15 protein-coding genes are annotated in these 13,350 nt (G+C 74.7%); 7 read left to right on the top strand and 8 right to left on the bottom strand.

What is annotated here, in order from left to right; all coding sequences use genetic code 11:
• Positions 1 to 12: 12 nt before the first annotated feature.
• Both ACIA5A_RS22600 and ACIA5A_RS22595 read right to left on the bottom strand, forming a co-directional pair.
• A complete protein-coding gene (locus ACIA5A_RS22600; protein WP_396765612.1) occupies positions 13 to 834 on the bottom strand; it encodes a DUF1206 domain-containing protein in 822 nt (273 codons plus the stop codon).
• A 68-nt stretch (positions 835 to 902) separates the two neighbouring features.
• Positions 903 to 1,268, bottom strand: coding sequence for a hypothetical protein (locus ACIA5A_RS22595; protein WP_396765609.1), 366 nt, complete (start codon positions 1,266 to 1,268; stop codon positions 903 to 905).
• Between the two features lie 130 nt (positions 1,269 to 1,398).
• On the opposite strand from ACIA5A_RS22595, the gene ACIA5A_RS22590 reads away from it, so the two are divergent.
• Together ACIA5A_RS22590 and ACIA5A_RS22585 are read left to right on the top strand one after the other, a co-directional pair.
• Complete coding sequence (locus tag ACIA5A_RS22590; RefSeq protein WP_396765606.1) at positions 1,399 to 2,625, top strand: cysteine desulfurase-like protein; 1,227 nt, start codon at positions 1,399 to 1,401, stop codon at positions 2,623 to 2,625.
• The gene (locus ACIA5A_RS22585; protein WP_181567702.1) at positions 2,622 to 2,909 is read left to right on the top strand and encodes a GNAT family N-acetyltransferase; all 288 of its coding nucleotides are present in this window, start codon (positions 2,622 to 2,624) and stop codon (positions 2,907 to 2,909) included. The genes ACIA5A_RS22590 and ACIA5A_RS22585 overlap by 4 nt, the downstream gene beginning before the upstream one ends.
• A 47-nt stretch (positions 2,910 to 2,956) precedes the next feature.
• Here ACIA5A_RS22585 and ACIA5A_RS22580 read toward each other — a convergent pair whose 3' ends face one another.
• The gene (locus ACIA5A_RS22580) at positions 2,957 to 4,444 is read right to left on the bottom strand and encodes a glycoside hydrolase family 3 protein (RefSeq protein ID WP_396765812.1); all 1,488 of its coding nucleotides are present in this window, start codon (positions 4,442 to 4,444) and stop codon (positions 2,957 to 2,959) included.
• A 158-nt stretch (positions 4,445 to 4,602) separates the two neighbouring features.
• On the opposite strand from ACIA5A_RS22580, the gene ACIA5A_RS22575 reads away from it, so the two are divergent.
• Together ACIA5A_RS22575 and ACIA5A_RS22570 are read left to right on the top strand one after the other, a co-directional pair.
• Positions 4,603 to 4,725, top strand: coding sequence for a hypothetical protein (locus tag ACIA5A_RS22575; protein ID WP_396765603.1), 123 nt, complete (start codon positions 4,603 to 4,605; stop codon positions 4,723 to 4,725).
• Positions 4,726 to 4,772: 47 nt separating this feature from the next.
• Entirely contained in the window at positions 4,773 to 5,723 is a 951-nt protein-coding gene (locus tag ACIA5A_RS22570; protein WP_396765600.1) for a TIGR03557 family F420-dependent LLM class oxidoreductase, read from the top strand.
• Positions 5,724 to 5,730: 7 nt separating this feature from the next.
• On the opposite strand, the gene ACIA5A_RS22565 is transcribed toward ACIA5A_RS22570, so the two are convergent.
• Positions 5,731 to 6,801 carry a TetR/AcrR family transcriptional regulator gene (locus ACIA5A_RS22565; RefSeq protein WP_396765597.1) on the bottom strand — a complete coding sequence of 357 codons (1,071 nt, stop codon included), beginning with the start codon at positions 6,799 to 6,801 and terminating at the stop codon, positions 5,731 to 5,733.
• Between the two features lie 4 nt (positions 6,802 to 6,805).
• A complete protein-coding gene (locus ACIA5A_RS22560) occupies positions 6,806 to 7,069 on the bottom strand; it encodes a hypothetical protein (protein ID WP_396765594.1) in 264 nt (87 codons plus the stop codon).
• A 119-nt stretch (positions 7,070 to 7,188) separates the two neighbouring features.
• Between ACIA5A_RS22560 and ACIA5A_RS22555 the strand changes: the two genes are divergently transcribed.
• The 3 genes from ACIA5A_RS22555 to ACIA5A_RS22545 all read left to right on the top strand — a co-directional run bounded on the left by ACIA5A_RS22555 (position 7,189) and on the right by ACIA5A_RS22545 (position 10,551).
• Positions 7,189 to 8,820, top strand: coding sequence for a RecQ family ATP-dependent DNA helicase (locus ACIA5A_RS22555; RefSeq protein WP_396765591.1), 1,632 nt, complete (start codon positions 7,189 to 7,191; stop codon positions 8,818 to 8,820).
• A 64-nt stretch (positions 8,821 to 8,884) separates the two neighbouring features.
• Positions 8,885 to 9,388 (top strand): hypothetical protein, encoded by a 504-nt coding sequence (locus tag ACIA5A_RS22550; RefSeq protein ID WP_396765809.1) that lies wholly within the window; start codon positions 8,885 to 8,887, stop codon positions 9,386 to 9,388.
• A gap of 137 nt (positions 9,389 to 9,525) precedes the next feature.
• Positions 9,526 to 10,551, top strand: a complete 1,026-nt coding sequence (locus tag ACIA5A_RS22545) for a helix-turn-helix domain-containing protein (RefSeq protein WP_396765589.1) — start codon at positions 9,526 to 9,528, stop codon at positions 10,549 to 10,551.
• 168 nt (positions 10,552 to 10,719) lie between these two features.
• Here the strand turns inward: ACIA5A_RS22545 and ACIA5A_RS22540 are convergent, their stop codons facing one another.
• Genes ACIA5A_RS22540 through ACIA5A_RS22530 form a run of 3 tightly spaced genes read right to left on the bottom strand, consistent with a single transcriptional unit; the run spans position 10,720 to position 13,350 of the window.
• On the bottom strand, positions 10,720 to 11,709 hold the full coding sequence (locus tag ACIA5A_RS22540; RefSeq protein ID WP_396765586.1) for a DNA topoisomerase IB: 990 nt from the start codon (positions 11,707 to 11,709) through the stop codon (positions 10,720 to 10,722).
• Entirely contained in the window at positions 11,693 to 12,652 is a 960-nt protein-coding gene (locus ACIA5A_RS22535) for a glycosyltransferase family 9 protein (RefSeq protein ID WP_396765583.1), read from the bottom strand. The genes ACIA5A_RS22540 and ACIA5A_RS22535 overlap by 17 nt, the downstream gene beginning before the upstream one ends.
• On the bottom strand, positions 12,649 to 13,350 hold the full coding sequence (locus tag ACIA5A_RS22530; protein ID WP_396765581.1) for an SDR family oxidoreductase: 702 nt from the start codon (positions 13,348 to 13,350) through the stop codon (positions 12,649 to 12,651). Before ACIA5A_RS22530 ends, ACIA5A_RS22535 begins: the two co-directional genes overlap by 4 nt.

Raw genomic sequence — 13,350 nt, 5'->3', positions numbered from 1 at the left:
TATCGACCAGGCTCAGACCTTGCGGAACCGGGACTGGAAGAAGCAGTAGACGCCGAACGCGGCGATGCCGAGCGCCATGAGCGCCAGCAGCCACGGCCCGTACGCCTGGTCGCGCAGCGTCCGCAACGCGGCGTCGAGACCACGCGCCTTCTCCGGGTCGTACTTCACGGCGGCGACCACGATGAGCAGGCCGGCGATGGCGAAGACCGCGCCCCGGGCGGCGTACCCGGCCATGCCGAGGCGACGGACCAGCTTGTGCGTCTTCGGGTTCATCTCGCCGGTCTTGAGGTTGCGCTCGAACTTCTTCTTCAGGCCGTAGATCACCATGCCGATGCCGACCGCGGCGAGCACCAGCCCGGCCAGCCCGACCAGCCACCGGCCGCCGTCGGAGGCCATCAGCTTCTCGGTGAGCTGCTGCTGCTGGTTCGAGGAGTTGGAGCTGGCGTCCTGGACGACCTTGATCGCGGTCCAGCCCAGCCAGACGAAGATGATCACCCGCACGACCGAGGCGATGCGCTCGAAGATCCGCTCCTTGCCGGTCTTCGACTGGTGGCCGACGAGCGCCTCGGAGGCCTGCCAGATGGCCATCGCGAAGAGCCCGATCGCGATCACGACCAGGACGAACTTGCCGAGCGGCTGCTCACCGAGGGTGCGCAGGGCGCCGTTCTGGTTGCCCTCCTCCCCGGAGTTGCCGAAGGCGATCTGCAGCGCCAGCCAGCCGAAGAGGAGGTGCACGATTCCATAGCCGATGAAACCGGCGCGGGTCAACAGTTCGAGCCACCGGCTGTTCTTGGCCTGGGTGGCGGCGGCTCCGGCGTTTCGGGTGACAGACATGCGCCCTCAATCTCCCGACGTGCGGTTTTCCAAACGTCGCCGACCGCCGCCACCTGGGCCGAATCGGATTAGCTGTTGGGGTTGCGGGCCACCCGCAGCACGACGTTCTGGTCGGTGACGCTGTCCAGGCTGACCTGGAAGCCGCCGACCTCGGTGGCCTGCTGCCCGGTGGTGAGCGAGAGCTGCTCCCCGGCCACCTCGACGGTGACCTGGTCGTCCTGGGTGCCGATGAGCTTGGCCTCGATGCCGAGGATGGTGGCGCTGGCGTCCACGCCGCGGTCGAAGGTGATGGTGCAGGCGTCCAGGCCGCAGTCGGTGTCGGCGCCGTTGGAGCTGCAACCGGCGAGCAGCGCGGCGCCGAGGGCGAGACCGGCGAGCAGCCCGGCGGCGCGGCGGGCGGGGATCGGGGCGAGGGTGGCGCGTCGGTTCGTCACCTCCCCAACGGTACCGCCCACCGGCCACGCTCCCGGGCGGCGTGCGCGCCGGGACGGGGTGGTGAGAGGGGGACCCTTCTCGACCGGAGGCGTTAATAAGGGGCCCTTCCTTGCGCGCTAGGGTGCGGGAATGGCTTTCGACGTGGTCCGGGTGCGGGGTGAATACCCCGCGCTGGGCGAGGGGTTCGTCCACTTCGACGGCGCCGGCGGCACCCAGACCGCCGCCGGGGTGATCGAGGCGGTGACCGACGCGATGCGCGCCGCCACCGGCAACCGCAGCACCGCCTTCGCCCCCGGCCGGCGCGCGCTGGAGCTGGTGGCCGGCGCCCGGGCCGCGGTCGCCGACCTGCTCGGCGCGGACCCGTCGGGTGTGGTGCTCGGCCCGAGCGCCACCGCGCTGACCTACACGCTGGCCCGGACGCTGGGCGCGAGCTGGCGGCCCGGCGACGAGGTGGTGGTGTCCCGGCTGGACCACGACGCCAACGTCCGCCCCTGGGTGCAGGCCGCCGAGGCGGCCGGGGCGACGGTGCGCTGGGCCGAGTTCGACCGGGCCACCGGCGAGCTGCCCGCCGGCCAGTACGCCGAGCTGGTCACCGGGCGCACCCGACTGGTGGCGGTGACCGCCGGCAGCAACGCGATCGGCACCGTGCCGGACGTGGCGACGATCGCCAAGACCGCGCACGCCGCCGGCGCGCTGGTCTGCGTGGACGGGGTGCACTCGGTGCCGCACGGCCCGACCGACCTGGCCTCGCTGGGCGCGGACGTGCTGGTCACCAGCGCCTACAAGTGGTCGGGGCCGCACCTGGCGGCGATGGTGGCCGACCCGGCGTGGTGGGCGACGCTGCGCCCGGCGAAGCTGCTGCCGTCCGCCGACACGGTGCCGGACCGCTTCGAGTACGGCACCCCGAGCTTCCCGCTGCTGGCCGGCGTGACCGCCGCGGTGGACCACCTGGCCGCGCTGGACCCGGCCGCGACCGGCGACCGCCGGGAACGGGTACGCGCCGGTCTGGCCGCCGCGCAGGCGCACGAGGAGACCGTCTTCGACCGGCTGCTCGCCGGGCTGGCCTCCCGGCCCTTCGTCACGGTCCTCGGCTCGCCGGCCCGGCGCTGCCCGACGGTGTCGTTCCGGGTGTCCGGCCGCGCTCCGGCGGAGACCGCGGCGGCGCTGGGCGAGGCCGGGTTCTGCCTCTCCTCCGGCGACTACTACGCCTCCGAGTACTTCGAGGCGATGGGGCTGCGCGACTCCGGTGGGGCGGTCCGGGCGAGCGTCTACCACTACAACACGGTCGACGAGGTGGACCGGCTGCTGGCCGAACTGGACCGGCTGGCCGGCGACCGGGGGACGATGGACCGATGAACGCCCTGGTCGAGGAGAACGCCGCGAAGCACCGCTTCGAGATCCTGGTCGACGACGCGCTTGCCGGTTTCACCGCCTACCTGCCGCGCGGCGAGGTGCTCGTCTTCACGCACACCGAGGTCGACGACCGCTACCAGGGGCAGGGGGTGGGCGGCGCGCTGATCCGGGGCACGCTGGACCAGGTCCGAGCCCGGGGCGGCCGGGTGGTCCCCCGGTGCCCGTTCATGGCCGCGTTCATCGAACGCCACCCGGACTACGCCGACCTCGTGGTCGACGCGCCCTGAGGCCCGGTCCGACCGGGGGACCTCCCCACCCGGCCGGACCGGGAGTCTCAGCGGGCGCCGGCCAGCAGCTCGGCGGCGGCGCGGGCCGCCGCGGCGGTGGCGCCGTGGGTGGCCAGGTGCACCCGGCCGGCGGCCAGCTCGGGCACGCCCAGCTCGACCACCACCGCGTCCGGGCGGGCGGCGAGGGCCCGGGACACCGCGTCCCGCATCCACCCGTGCCGGTGCAGGTCGCGCACGACAAGCACCAACGGCCGGTCGGCCGGGCCGGTCGCCGGATCGGCCGGGACCGCGTCGGCGGCGTACCGGGCGGTCGTGGTGCCGGGCGCCAGGTGGGTCAGGGGCGCGGCGATCCCCCACGGCGTCTCCTCGCCGATGGCGATGTTGCGCGGCGGCGCGAACTCCACCACGTGCGCCGGCCCGGTCAGCGGCAGCAGCGCGGCGTCACCGGTGACCCGGACCGCGCGGCGGGCGGCGGCCAACCCGATCGGTGACCCGTCCGGCGCGACCGGGCCGGCGCCCCGGTCGGCCCGGGCGGCGACGCTCCACGCGGCGAGCTGACCGACCCGCTTGGCCGCCTCGGCCAGCCGTTCCTCGGGCAGCTCCCCGTTCACCACGGCGGCGACGATCGCGTCGCGCAGCTCGCGGGCGTCGGCCTCGGTGGCCCGTTCCCCGCCCACGCAGATGGCGTCGGCGCCGGCGGCGAGCGCGCGCACCGCCGCCCCGGCGAAGCCGTACCTGTCGGACACCGCGCGCATCTCCACCGCGTCGGTCACCACCGCGCCGCCGAAGCCCAGCTCCTCGCGGAGCAGCCCGCCCAGGATGCGCGGGCTGAGCGTGGCGGGCAGCTCCGGGTCGAGCGCCGGCACCAGCAGGTGCCCGGTCATCACCGCCTGCGTCCCGGCGGCGATCGCGGCCCGGAACGGGGCCAGCTCGACCTCGTCGAGACGGGCCCGGTCGGCGCCGATGCGGGGCAGGTCGTGGTGGGAGTCGACGCGGGTGTCGCCGTGCCCGGGGAAGTGCTTGGCGCAGGCGGCCACGCCGCCTGCCTGCAGCCCGCGTACCCAGGCGGCGGTGTGCCGGGCGACCAGGTCGGGGTCGGCGCCGAACGAGCGCACCCCGATCACCGGATTGGCCGGGTTGGAGTTGACGTCGGCGTCCGGCGCGTAGTCGAGGGTGATGCCGACCGCGGCCAGCTCGGCGCCCAGGTCGCGGGCGACCTCCTCGGTCAACGCCGGGTCGTCCACCGCGCCGAGGGCGAAGTTGCCGGGCCGGGAGCTGCCCCGGGCGGACTCGATCCGGGTGACGTCGCCGGCCTCCTCGTCGATCGCCACGATCACGTCCGGCCGTTCCGCCCGCAGGTTCGCGGTGAGCGTGGCGACCTGCTCGTGGTCGACGACGTTGCGGGCGAAGAGGACGACCGACCCGAGCCCTTCGCCGAGCCAGCGGCAGACCCACGGTGGCGGTGTGGTGCCGACGAACCCGGGTTGCAGGACGGCGGCGGCGAGTGCCGCCAGGTCTCCGGTCGATCCGACGATCCGCTCGGTCCTCGCGCTCACCCTGTCGTACCCCCGTCTCCCCCACGGACCCGCCACGACCGGCGGGTGCTGACATGGTCACACCGCGCAGCTAAATAGTCAACAATCCTTACTGTTAGGCGCTGGCCTCCGGCGAGCCGCCGTGGGAGAGTTCAGGCATGCCCGTCCCGCCGCTCGCCGACGCCACGAGCGCCGCCGACATCCCCGGCGTACGCCTGCTCGGCCTGGTGGTCGGCGCGCTCTTCCTGCTGATCGCGATCCGGGCGATGTTCCGCCGCTGACCCTCGGGGTAGGGAGGCCGGTGTCCGGACACGGCGGAGGGAAACCCATGAGGATCGGCTACTTCCTGTCCAGCGAGGAGTACACCCCGGCGGAGCTGCTGGCCCAGGCGCGCGGCGCCGAGCAGGCCGGCTTCGAGGCGCTGTGGATCTCCGACCACTACCACCCGTGGGTCGACGCGCAGGGCCAGAGCCCGTTCGTCTGGTCCACCATCGGCGCGCTCAGCCAGGTCTGCCGCCTGCCGGTGACCACAGCGGTCACCTGCCCCACCGTCCGTCTCCATCCGGCGGTCGTCGCCCAGGCGGCGGCCACCAGCGCGGTGCTGCACGAGGGACGCTTCGTGCTCGGCGTGGGCAGCGGGGAGGCGCTGAACGAGCACATCTTCGGCGACGCCTGGCCGCAGGCCGACGTGCGGCTGGAGATGCTCGAGGAGGCCGTCGAGGTGATCCGCGAGCTGTGGCGCGGCGACTTCGTCAACCACCACGGCCGGCACTACACGGTGGAGCACGCCCGGATCTACACCCGACCCGAGACGCCCCCGTCGATCTACGTCTCCGGCTTCGGCCCGAAGGCGATCGAGCTGGCCGCCCGCATCGGCGACGGCTACGTCAGCATGATGCCGGACGCCGACATGGTGCGCCGGTTCCGCGACTCCGGCGGCGGCGACAAGCCGTGCCAGGGCGGGTTCAAGGCCGCGTACGCGGACACCGCCGACGAGGGCGCGCGGATCGCGTACGAGCGTTGGCCCAACGCGGGCGTGCCGGGCGAACTGTCCCAGGTGCTGCCCTCGCCGCGCCACTTCGAGCAGGCCGCGGAGCTGGTCCGGCCGGAGCAGGTGCGGGAGGCGTTCGTCTGCGGGCCGGACGCAGACGGCCACCTGGAGATGATCGACAGGTACGCCAAGGCCGGCTTCGACGAGGTCTACGTGGCCAACACCGGCCCGCACTGGCCGGGCCTGTTCGACCTCTACCGGCGCGAGGTGCTTCCCCGGCTGCGGTGAGCGCCGCTCAGCCGGACCCGGCCGGGGCCACCCCGCGCAGCAGCGTGTCGACAAGCGCGTCGACCAGCTCCGGGTCGGGTTGCGGCGGCGCGCCGGCCGGGTCCAGCAGCCGGCCGAGCACCAGGTCGTGGCAGACGCCGACGAGCATCGTCGCCGCCGCCCGGGGGTCGGCCGCCGGCGCGACCCGGCCGAGGCGCTGCTCGGCCCGCAGGTAGTCGGCGAACTCGGCCCGCACCCCGGGGTCGCCGCCGGGCAGGGCGGGCAGCTCGGCCAGCCGGGCGAGCAGTTTCGGCTGGCCGGCCAGGCCGGCGAGGGCGGGCAGGATGGCCGCGTGCAGGGCCAGCGACCGGTCCAGCCAGGCGCGCAGGTTGCCGGCCAGGTCACCCTCGCCCGGCTGCGGGACGGCGGCCTCCAGCGCCGCCTCCACCGCCCGCACGTGCGCGTGCAGCGCGTGGGCGAGCAACTCCTCCTTGTCGGCGAAGTGGTTGTAGAGCACGCCGTCGGCGACGCCGGCCTCGCGGGCCACGTCGCGCACGGTCAGCCCGGCCGCCCCGCGCCGGTCCAGCAGGCGCGCGGCGGCCGCGATCAGGTGCTCGCGCAGACTCTGCTCGCCGCCCCGCAGCGCGGCCGCTCTCCTCGGTGCCATCACCGCCGATCCTAGGCGTGTGCCGGGGCCGGCTCCCCCGTGCGAGCCGGCCCCGGCGGCGCGGGTCAGCCGGGGCCGGCGGGCGGTCACCAGCCAGGCCGCGGTGCGCAGCCGGACGCCGTCCGGGCCGGCGTACGGGCGCATGGCCGCCACCAGCTCGGCGCGGACCCGGTCGGCGACGGCCGGGCCGAGCGGCGCGAGCCGGTGCCGGACCGGGCCCCAGCCGGCCAGGAACGCGCCGGCGTCGGCGGCGTCGCGTCCCCAGGTGCCGGCCACCTCGTGCCGCGCGCAGTCGACGTCCACCAGGCCCGCCTCGGCGAGCACCCGGCGGGTCACCGCCGGGTCGGCCAGCGAGAGCGGCCCGCCGTCACCGACCGGGACACCGGCGCCGACCGGGACGTGGCCGCCGACCGGATCGTGGCCGCCGGCCACGGTGTCAGCCGCGCGTCGGGAGTCCGTCGCCGCCCTGGGTGTCGTCGTCGGACGTCGGAGTGTCGTCGTCGGACGGTTCCGGGAGCGCGGCCAGCGGCGCGAGCGCCGCGCCGAGGTCGCCGCGTCGCCAGTCGTCGAGGCAGACGAAGGCCAGCCGGCCGCCGGGACGCAGCACCGCGTCGTAGCGCTGCCGGTGCACGGCCCAGTGCCGCCCCTCGTATCCGTTCCAGGCGCGTTCCTGCTGGTCGTTGCGGATGTCGAGCATCATCGACCTTCCTTATGAACATGTGTTCATGAACCTGTGTTCATAGTGTCGTCCGGTCGTTACCGTACGTCAACCCGCCAGGCGGTTTCGGGCCGCGAACCCGGGGGTAGCTGTGGCCGTTGATGAAACTGACCACGCACGCCACCAACCTGCGCCGCGCGGCGAAGAACCTGTTCGGCTGGACCGCGCTGCGGCCCAACCAGCTGGCCGCCATGCGCGCCGTCATGAAGCGCCACGACGCCCTGGTGGTGCTGCCCACCGGCGCCGGCAAGTCGGCGATCTACCAGATCCCGGCCAGCCTCATCCCCGGCCCGACCGTGGTGATCTCGCCACTGCTCGCGCTCCAGCAGGACCAGATCGCCGCGCTCAACGAGCGGCAGCGGCCGGAGCTGCGCGCGGTGCGGATCAGCTCCGACGAGAGCGCCGCGCAGCAGGCCCAGGCGATCGAGGAGATCCGGGCCGGCCGGGCCGAGTTCCTCTTCATCACGCCCGAGGCGCTGAGCAACCCGGACCGGCTCGCCGAGGTCCGCTCGCTCTCCCCGGCGCTTGTCGCGATCGACGAGGCGCACTGCATCTCGTCCTGGGGTCACGACTTCCGGCCGGACTACCTCGCGCTCGGCCACCTCATCGACGGCCTCGGCCGGCCACCCGTGGTGGCGCTCACCGCCACCGCCTCCCCGCCGGTCCGCGACGACATCATCGCCCGGCTGCGCCTGCGCGAGCCCGAGGTGGTGGTGTCCGGGCTGGACCGGCCCAACCTCTTCCTCGAGGTGGCCTACTGCCCCACCGACGACTACCGGTGGCGGCGGCTGATCGCGCTGCTGCGCGACGACGAGCGCCCCGGCATCATCTACGTGCCGACACGGCGGGCGGCCGAGGAGCTGGCCCAGCGGCTGACCGACGCGGGCTTCCCGTCCGAGTTCTACCACGGCGGCATGCCCACGGCGGCGCGGCACGAGTTGCACGAGGCGTTCCTCGCCGACCGGGTGCCGATCATGGTGGCCACCTCGGCGTTCGGGATGGGCATCGACAAGCCGAACATCGCCTGGGTGGTGCACATGGCGCTGCCCGACTCGCCGGACAGCTACTTCCAGGAGATCGGCCGCGCCGGCCGGGACGGCTCGCCGTCGCGGGTGCTGCTGCTCTGGCGCGCCGAGGACGTCGGCCTGCAGCGCTACTTCAGCGGCGGCCTGCCGGACGAGAAGGAACTGGGCGATCTCGCCGCGGTGCTGCGGAGCAAGGCCCGCACCCGCAAGGAGCTGCGCGAGCTGACCGGCCTGGGCCCGCGCAAGCTCGGCCAGTACCTGTCCCTGCTGGAGCAGATCGGCGCCGCCGAGCCCCGCGCCAAGCAGCGCGTCGGCGCGCCCCGCTACGCCCCCGACGCGGTCGAGTCGGGGCGGGCCGCGCGCGCCGAGGCGGAACGGCGGCAGACGGTGACCCGGTCGCGGACCGACATGATGCGCGCGTTCGCCGAGACCACCGGCTGCCGGGGGCAGGTCCTGCTGGCCTACTTCGGCGAGCAGATGACCGAGGTGTGTGCCCACTGCGACAACTGCCACGCCGGCACGAGCGTGGCGAACGACGGCGCGGTCGGTCCGTTCCCGGTGCACAGCCAGGTCCGCCACGGCGAGTGGGGGCCCGGCCTGGTGCTCAACTACGAGGACGACCGGATGACGGTGCTCTTCGACGAGGTGGGCTACAAGACGCTCTCCGTGCGCGTGGTGTCCGAACAGGGCCTGCTGGAGCTGGACTAGCCTGACCCGGGCGCCCGTGGCGGCGCCCGACGACAACGACGACCACGGCGAAAGGAACCAGATCGTGATCGAGCAGCCGGCGTACACCCGGTTCGGCGTCTCCGACGAGGAGTGGGGGCTGCTGGTGGGTCTGCCGCAGGCGGTGATCACCGCCGCGGCCGCCGCCGAGTCCGACGGCACCCGGCGGACGATGGCCGAGAACGCCGCCGGGTTGGAGACCATCGCCGCCGGCCGTGAGTCGGCCAGCCCGCTGGTGGCGGCCGTGGCCGGGGAGGTCGTCTCCCGGGTCGGCGACCCGGAGGCCGGCGCGGAACTGCCGGTGCTCACGCCGGACGACCCGACGGCGATGATCGAGGACGTGCTGGTCCGCGCCGGCCAGGCGTCCGTCCTGCTCACCGGCAAGGTGGACGAGGGGCAGGCCGGTGCGTACCGGCACTGGCTGGTGGAGATCGCCGAGCAGGTGGTGGGCGCCGCCTCCACCGGCGGCATCCTCGGCATCGGCGGGGACGTGGTGAGCGACTCGGAGCGCCGGTTCCGGGACCGACTGTCCCAGGTGCTCAACGACTGAACGGACGCCTAACAGAAGGTTTCACGTCCGTCAATGACGGAGGTCACGCCCCACGGGTGGTCGCTTTTCGGCCCCGTGGGGCGTCCTGCTTGTGGAGGGATGTCGAGTGACCACGGGGGTCGTTGATGGACACACCGATGCAACCGCAGATTTTCGACACGGCGCCGTTACCCGCCGGCGACCGGTTCGGGTTGTGGCTGGAGATGCTCGCCCGGACGCCGACGCTCATGCGGATCCGCACCGAGCACGCCGACAACTTCCTGGCCCGGGCGGAGTTCCTCGACCTCGGGGCGATGCAGCTCATCCGGCACCGCTACCGCCCGCTGGACGGGGTCCGGACCCGAAAGCTGATCCAGCGCTCCGACGCGGACTGCTATCTGCTCGCCGTGACGCTCAACGGTGTCGGCGTCGCCGACCAGGACGGCCAGCGCGGCGTCTGCCCGCCCGGCGACATCACCTTCTACGACTGTGCCCGGCCGCAGGAACTCAGCCACTACGCCGACGAGGACGACCGGGCCGCCTCGATCGTGGCCCTCATCCCGTACGACGCGCTGCCGTTGCCGCACCGGCGGCTCACTCCGCTGTTCGCCAGCCGGATGTCCGGCCGCGAGGGCATCGGCGCGCTGCTCGCCGACTACCTCATCCGGATCACCAGTCATCCGGAGCAGTACCACGCGGTCGACGCCGAGCGGCTGGGCGGCGTCGGCCTGGACCTGGTCACCACGCTGCTCGGCCGGCACCTGGTCTCCGAGGAGGCGGTCCCGACCGAGGTCCGGCGCCGCGCCCTGCTGGCCCAGGTGCAGGCGTACGTGCGGCAGCACCTCGGCGACGCGATGCTCGATCCCCGCACGATCGCCGACGCCCACCACATCTCGGTCCGCTCCCTGCACCGGCTCTTCGAGGTCGAGGAGACCACGATCGCGGCCTACATCCGCGACGAGCGGCTGGCCCGGTGCCGCCGCGACCTGGCCGACCCGGCGTTGGGCGACCGCTCGATCCAGCTCATCGCCGGCCGCTGGGGGTTCCGGGACAAGGCCCACTTCTCCCGCGCCTTCCGGGCCGCGCAGGCGGAGACGCCGCAGGCGTACCGGACGCGGCACCTGGAACAGGCACGGATCGTCAACAGCGCGGCATCCGAAGTCAACCCGGCGCGTACAGACTGAACCCGGGTCGGCGTCGGCGCACCGACGGTGGCCCACCGGTAACGGGGGGCCGTGGCGTGGCGCCCGCGGCTGTCGGCCGCGGGTGGCCCGCCCCGGTGGTCCCCCGGAGCCGCACGACCCGGTCCCCGGCCCCGTCGCTTCCCCCCAGGACCGACGGGGCCGGTCGGGTCAGTCGGCCTCCTCCTCCAGCAGCGTCAACACGAACCGCTCCACCGCCTCGCGCGGCATCTCCGGGCGCACCGGCGCCAACACCCCGTCGTGGTAGAGGTCGACCACGCGCGGGTCCACGTAGGACGTCCGGGCCACCGTGGGGGTGTTGCCGAGCAGTTCGGCCACCGAGCGCATCACCGCCGCCACGGCGCGCCGGCGGGCGGTGGCGGACCGCTGCGGGCCGACCGAGGCCAGCTCCGCGGCGGCCAGCACGGTGGCGTGCCAGGTGCGGAAGTCCTTGGCGGTCATCTCCCCGCCACTGGCGTCGCGCAGATAGTCGTTCACCTCGTCGCTGCGCACGTCGCGCCAGGCACGGCCGTCCCAGTAACCGAACAGCCGTTCCTGGGCGCGTCGCCGCCGCCGGAGGTTCAGCAGCACCTGGCACAGCTCGGCGTCCTCGATTCGCCGGACCTGCTCGATGCCGCCCTTCGCCGGAAACTCGAAGACCACACACCCACCGCGCCTGCGGGCGTGCTCGGGGCGGAGCGTGGCCACCCCGAACGTGGGGTCGTCGCCGGTGGCGTACTGGTCGCTGCCGACCCGGAACGCGCCCATGTCGAGCAGCCGCGCCACGGTCGCCAGCACCCGTTCCCGGCTCAGCCCCCGCAACGCCAGGTCGTGCGCCACCCGGTCGCGCAGCGCCGGCAGCCGGTGCGCCACCTCCAGCACGTGGTCGAACTTGGCCTCGTCGCGCTTGCGCCGCCACTGCGGGTGGTAGACGTACTGCTTGCGCCCGGCCGCGTCGACACCTGTCGCCTGGATGTGCCCGTTCGGGTACGGCGAGATCCACACGTCCCGCCAGGCCGGCGGGACGACCAGCTCCCGCAGGCGGGCCAGCTCGCCCGGGTCGCGGACCGGCTCGCCCGTCGCGTCCAGGAAGAGCCAGCCCTTGCCGCGTCGCCGGCGGGCGTACCCCGGCCGGCCCGGGTCGCTACGCCGCAACCGCACCGGGCACCCGTTCCACCTCGGCCACCGCCGCCACCACCTCGTCGATCCCGATGGCATCCAGACTCGGGTGCGTTCCTACCCCGCTCGAACCGGTCGAATCACGGTCGGATCCGACAGGTTCCCCCGTGCCGAGCACCCGGTGCCGGGGCCGGTCGGCCGGCGGTCCCCAGTGCGCCGCCGGCACCGGGCCGAACAGCACCACCGAGGCGGTGCCGTAACCGGTGGCCAGGTGGGCCACGCCGGTGTCACCGCTGACCACCACGCGCGCGTCGGCGACCAGCGCCGCCAGCTCGGCCAGGCCGGTGCGGCCGGCCAGCACCGCCGACGGCGGCAGCCCGGCGTCGGCCGCCACCCGGGCGGCCAGCGCCCGCTCGTCCGCCGAGCCGGTGAGCACCACCCGGTGCCCGCGGGCGACCAGCGCCCGGGCCAGCCCGGCGAAGCGGTCCGCCGGCCAGCGCTTCGCCGGGACCTTGCTGCCCGCGTGCAGCACCGTCGCCCCCACCGGTACGCCGGCCGGCGCCGGCCGGCGCAGCGCCAGGTCGCCCGGGTCGGCCGGCAGGCCGTACGCGTGCAGCAGCCGGCACCAGCGGCGGACCTCGTGCTCGTCGCCGTCCCAGGCCGGTCCGTCGAGGTGCCCGGCCGACGGGTTGCGGAAGGCGAGCAGCCGCCCCGGCCCGGTGGCGGCCAGCGACCGGTGCGACTCGGGTCCCCGGCCGTGCAGGTTCACCGCCACCTCCGGCGGTGGTCCGGTCCACCCGATCCGGCCCGGTCCGGTGGTGGGCAGCACCCGGTCGACCGCGCCGGTCAGCTCCGCCAGCGGCGCCAGCCACGCCGGGGCGGCGAGCACCAGCTCCCGCCCGGGCAGCCCGGCGCGCAGGCCGCGCAGCGCCGGGACCGCGGCGGCCAGGTCACCGACCCCGAGCGCACGCAGCACCAGGATCACGGGTACGAGGACTCCCGCTCGGCGCAGACCACCATCTCGCGGACCGCGCAACCGGCCGGCTGGGAGAGCGCGAACATCACCGCGGCGGCGGTGTCGGTCGGTTCGTTGAGCACCGCGTCCGGCCCGGGGCGGTACTGCGCGTCCCGCTCGTCGAAGAAGGCGGTCCGCATGCCGCCGGGCACCAGCAGGGTCACCCCGACCGCGCCGGCCAGTTCGGCGGCCAGTGCCCGGGTGAAGCCGACCACCCCGAACTTGGCCGCGCAGTAGGCGGTCGCGTCGCTCACCGCCTTGACGCCGAGCGTGGAGGCGACGGTGACGATGGTGCCCCGGGACTCCTCCAGCCAGGGCAGCGCGGCCCGGATCACCGCCGCGGTGGCGAGCAGGTCCACCGTGACGATCCGCTCCCAGGTCTCGGCCGGCACGTCGGCCAGCTTGCCGGGCACGTCCATCCCGGCGGCGGTGACCACCGCGTCCAGCCCGCCGGAGCGTTCCGCGAGTTCCCGGGTGGCGGCCTCGGCGGCGCGGGTGTCGGCCAGGTCGCACTCGACCCAGGGCACCCCGCCGGCGGGTGCCTGCCGGTCCAGCACGAGGGGACGGCCGCCGGCGGCGGCGACCGCGGCGACCACCGCCGCGCCGAGACCGCTGGATCCGCCGGTGACCAGCACGGTCGGCCCGGCGCCGGGCGCGTCGTCGCTCAT

It is taken from the genome of Micromonospora sp. NPDC051300 (genome assembly GCF_044455315.1).
Classification (GTDB): Bacteria; Actinomycetota; Actinomycetes; order Mycobacteriales; family Micromonosporaceae; genus Micromonospora; species Micromonospora robiginosa.
This window is presented reverse-complemented; position numbering and strand designations above follow the sequence as displayed.

Excerpts from the sequence above, each read along its gene's own strand:
- ACIA5A_RS22575 (WP_396765603.1), top strand. The coding sequence starts at position 4,603 with ATGCCCGTCCCGCCGCTCGCCGACGCCACGAGCGCCGCCGACATCCCC.
- ACIA5A_RS22555 (WP_396765591.1), top strand. The coding sequence starts at position 7,189 with ATGAAACTGACCACGCACGCCACCAACCTGCGCCGCGCGGCGAAGAAC.
- ACIA5A_RS22570 (WP_396765600.1), top strand. The coding sequence starts at position 4,773 with ATGAGGATCGGCTACTTCCTGTCCAGCGAGGAGTACACCCCGGCGGAG.
- ACIA5A_RS22590 (WP_396765606.1), top strand. The coding sequence starts at position 1,399 with ATGGCTTTCGACGTGGTCCGGGTGCGGGGTGAATACCCCGCGCTGGGC.
- ACIA5A_RS22585 (WP_181567702.1), top strand. The coding sequence starts at position 2,622 with ATGAACGCCCTGGTCGAGGAGAACGCCGCGAAGCACCGCTTCGAGATC.
- ACIA5A_RS22600 (WP_396765612.1), bottom strand. The coding sequence starts at position 834 with ATGTCTGTCACCCGAAACGCCGGAGCCGCCGCCACCCAGGCCAAGAAC.
- ACIA5A_RS22545 (WP_396765589.1), top strand. The coding sequence starts at position 9,526 with ATGCAACCGCAGATTTTCGACACGGCGCCGTTACCCGCCGGCGACCGG.
- ACIA5A_RS22530 (WP_396765581.1), bottom strand. The coding sequence starts at position 13,350 with ATGAGCGACGACGCGCCCGGCGCCGGGCCGACCGTGCTGGTCACCGGC.
- ACIA5A_RS22560 (WP_396765594.1), bottom strand. The coding sequence starts at position 7,069 with ATGATGCTCGACATCCGCAACGACCAGCAGGAACGCGCCTGGAACGGA.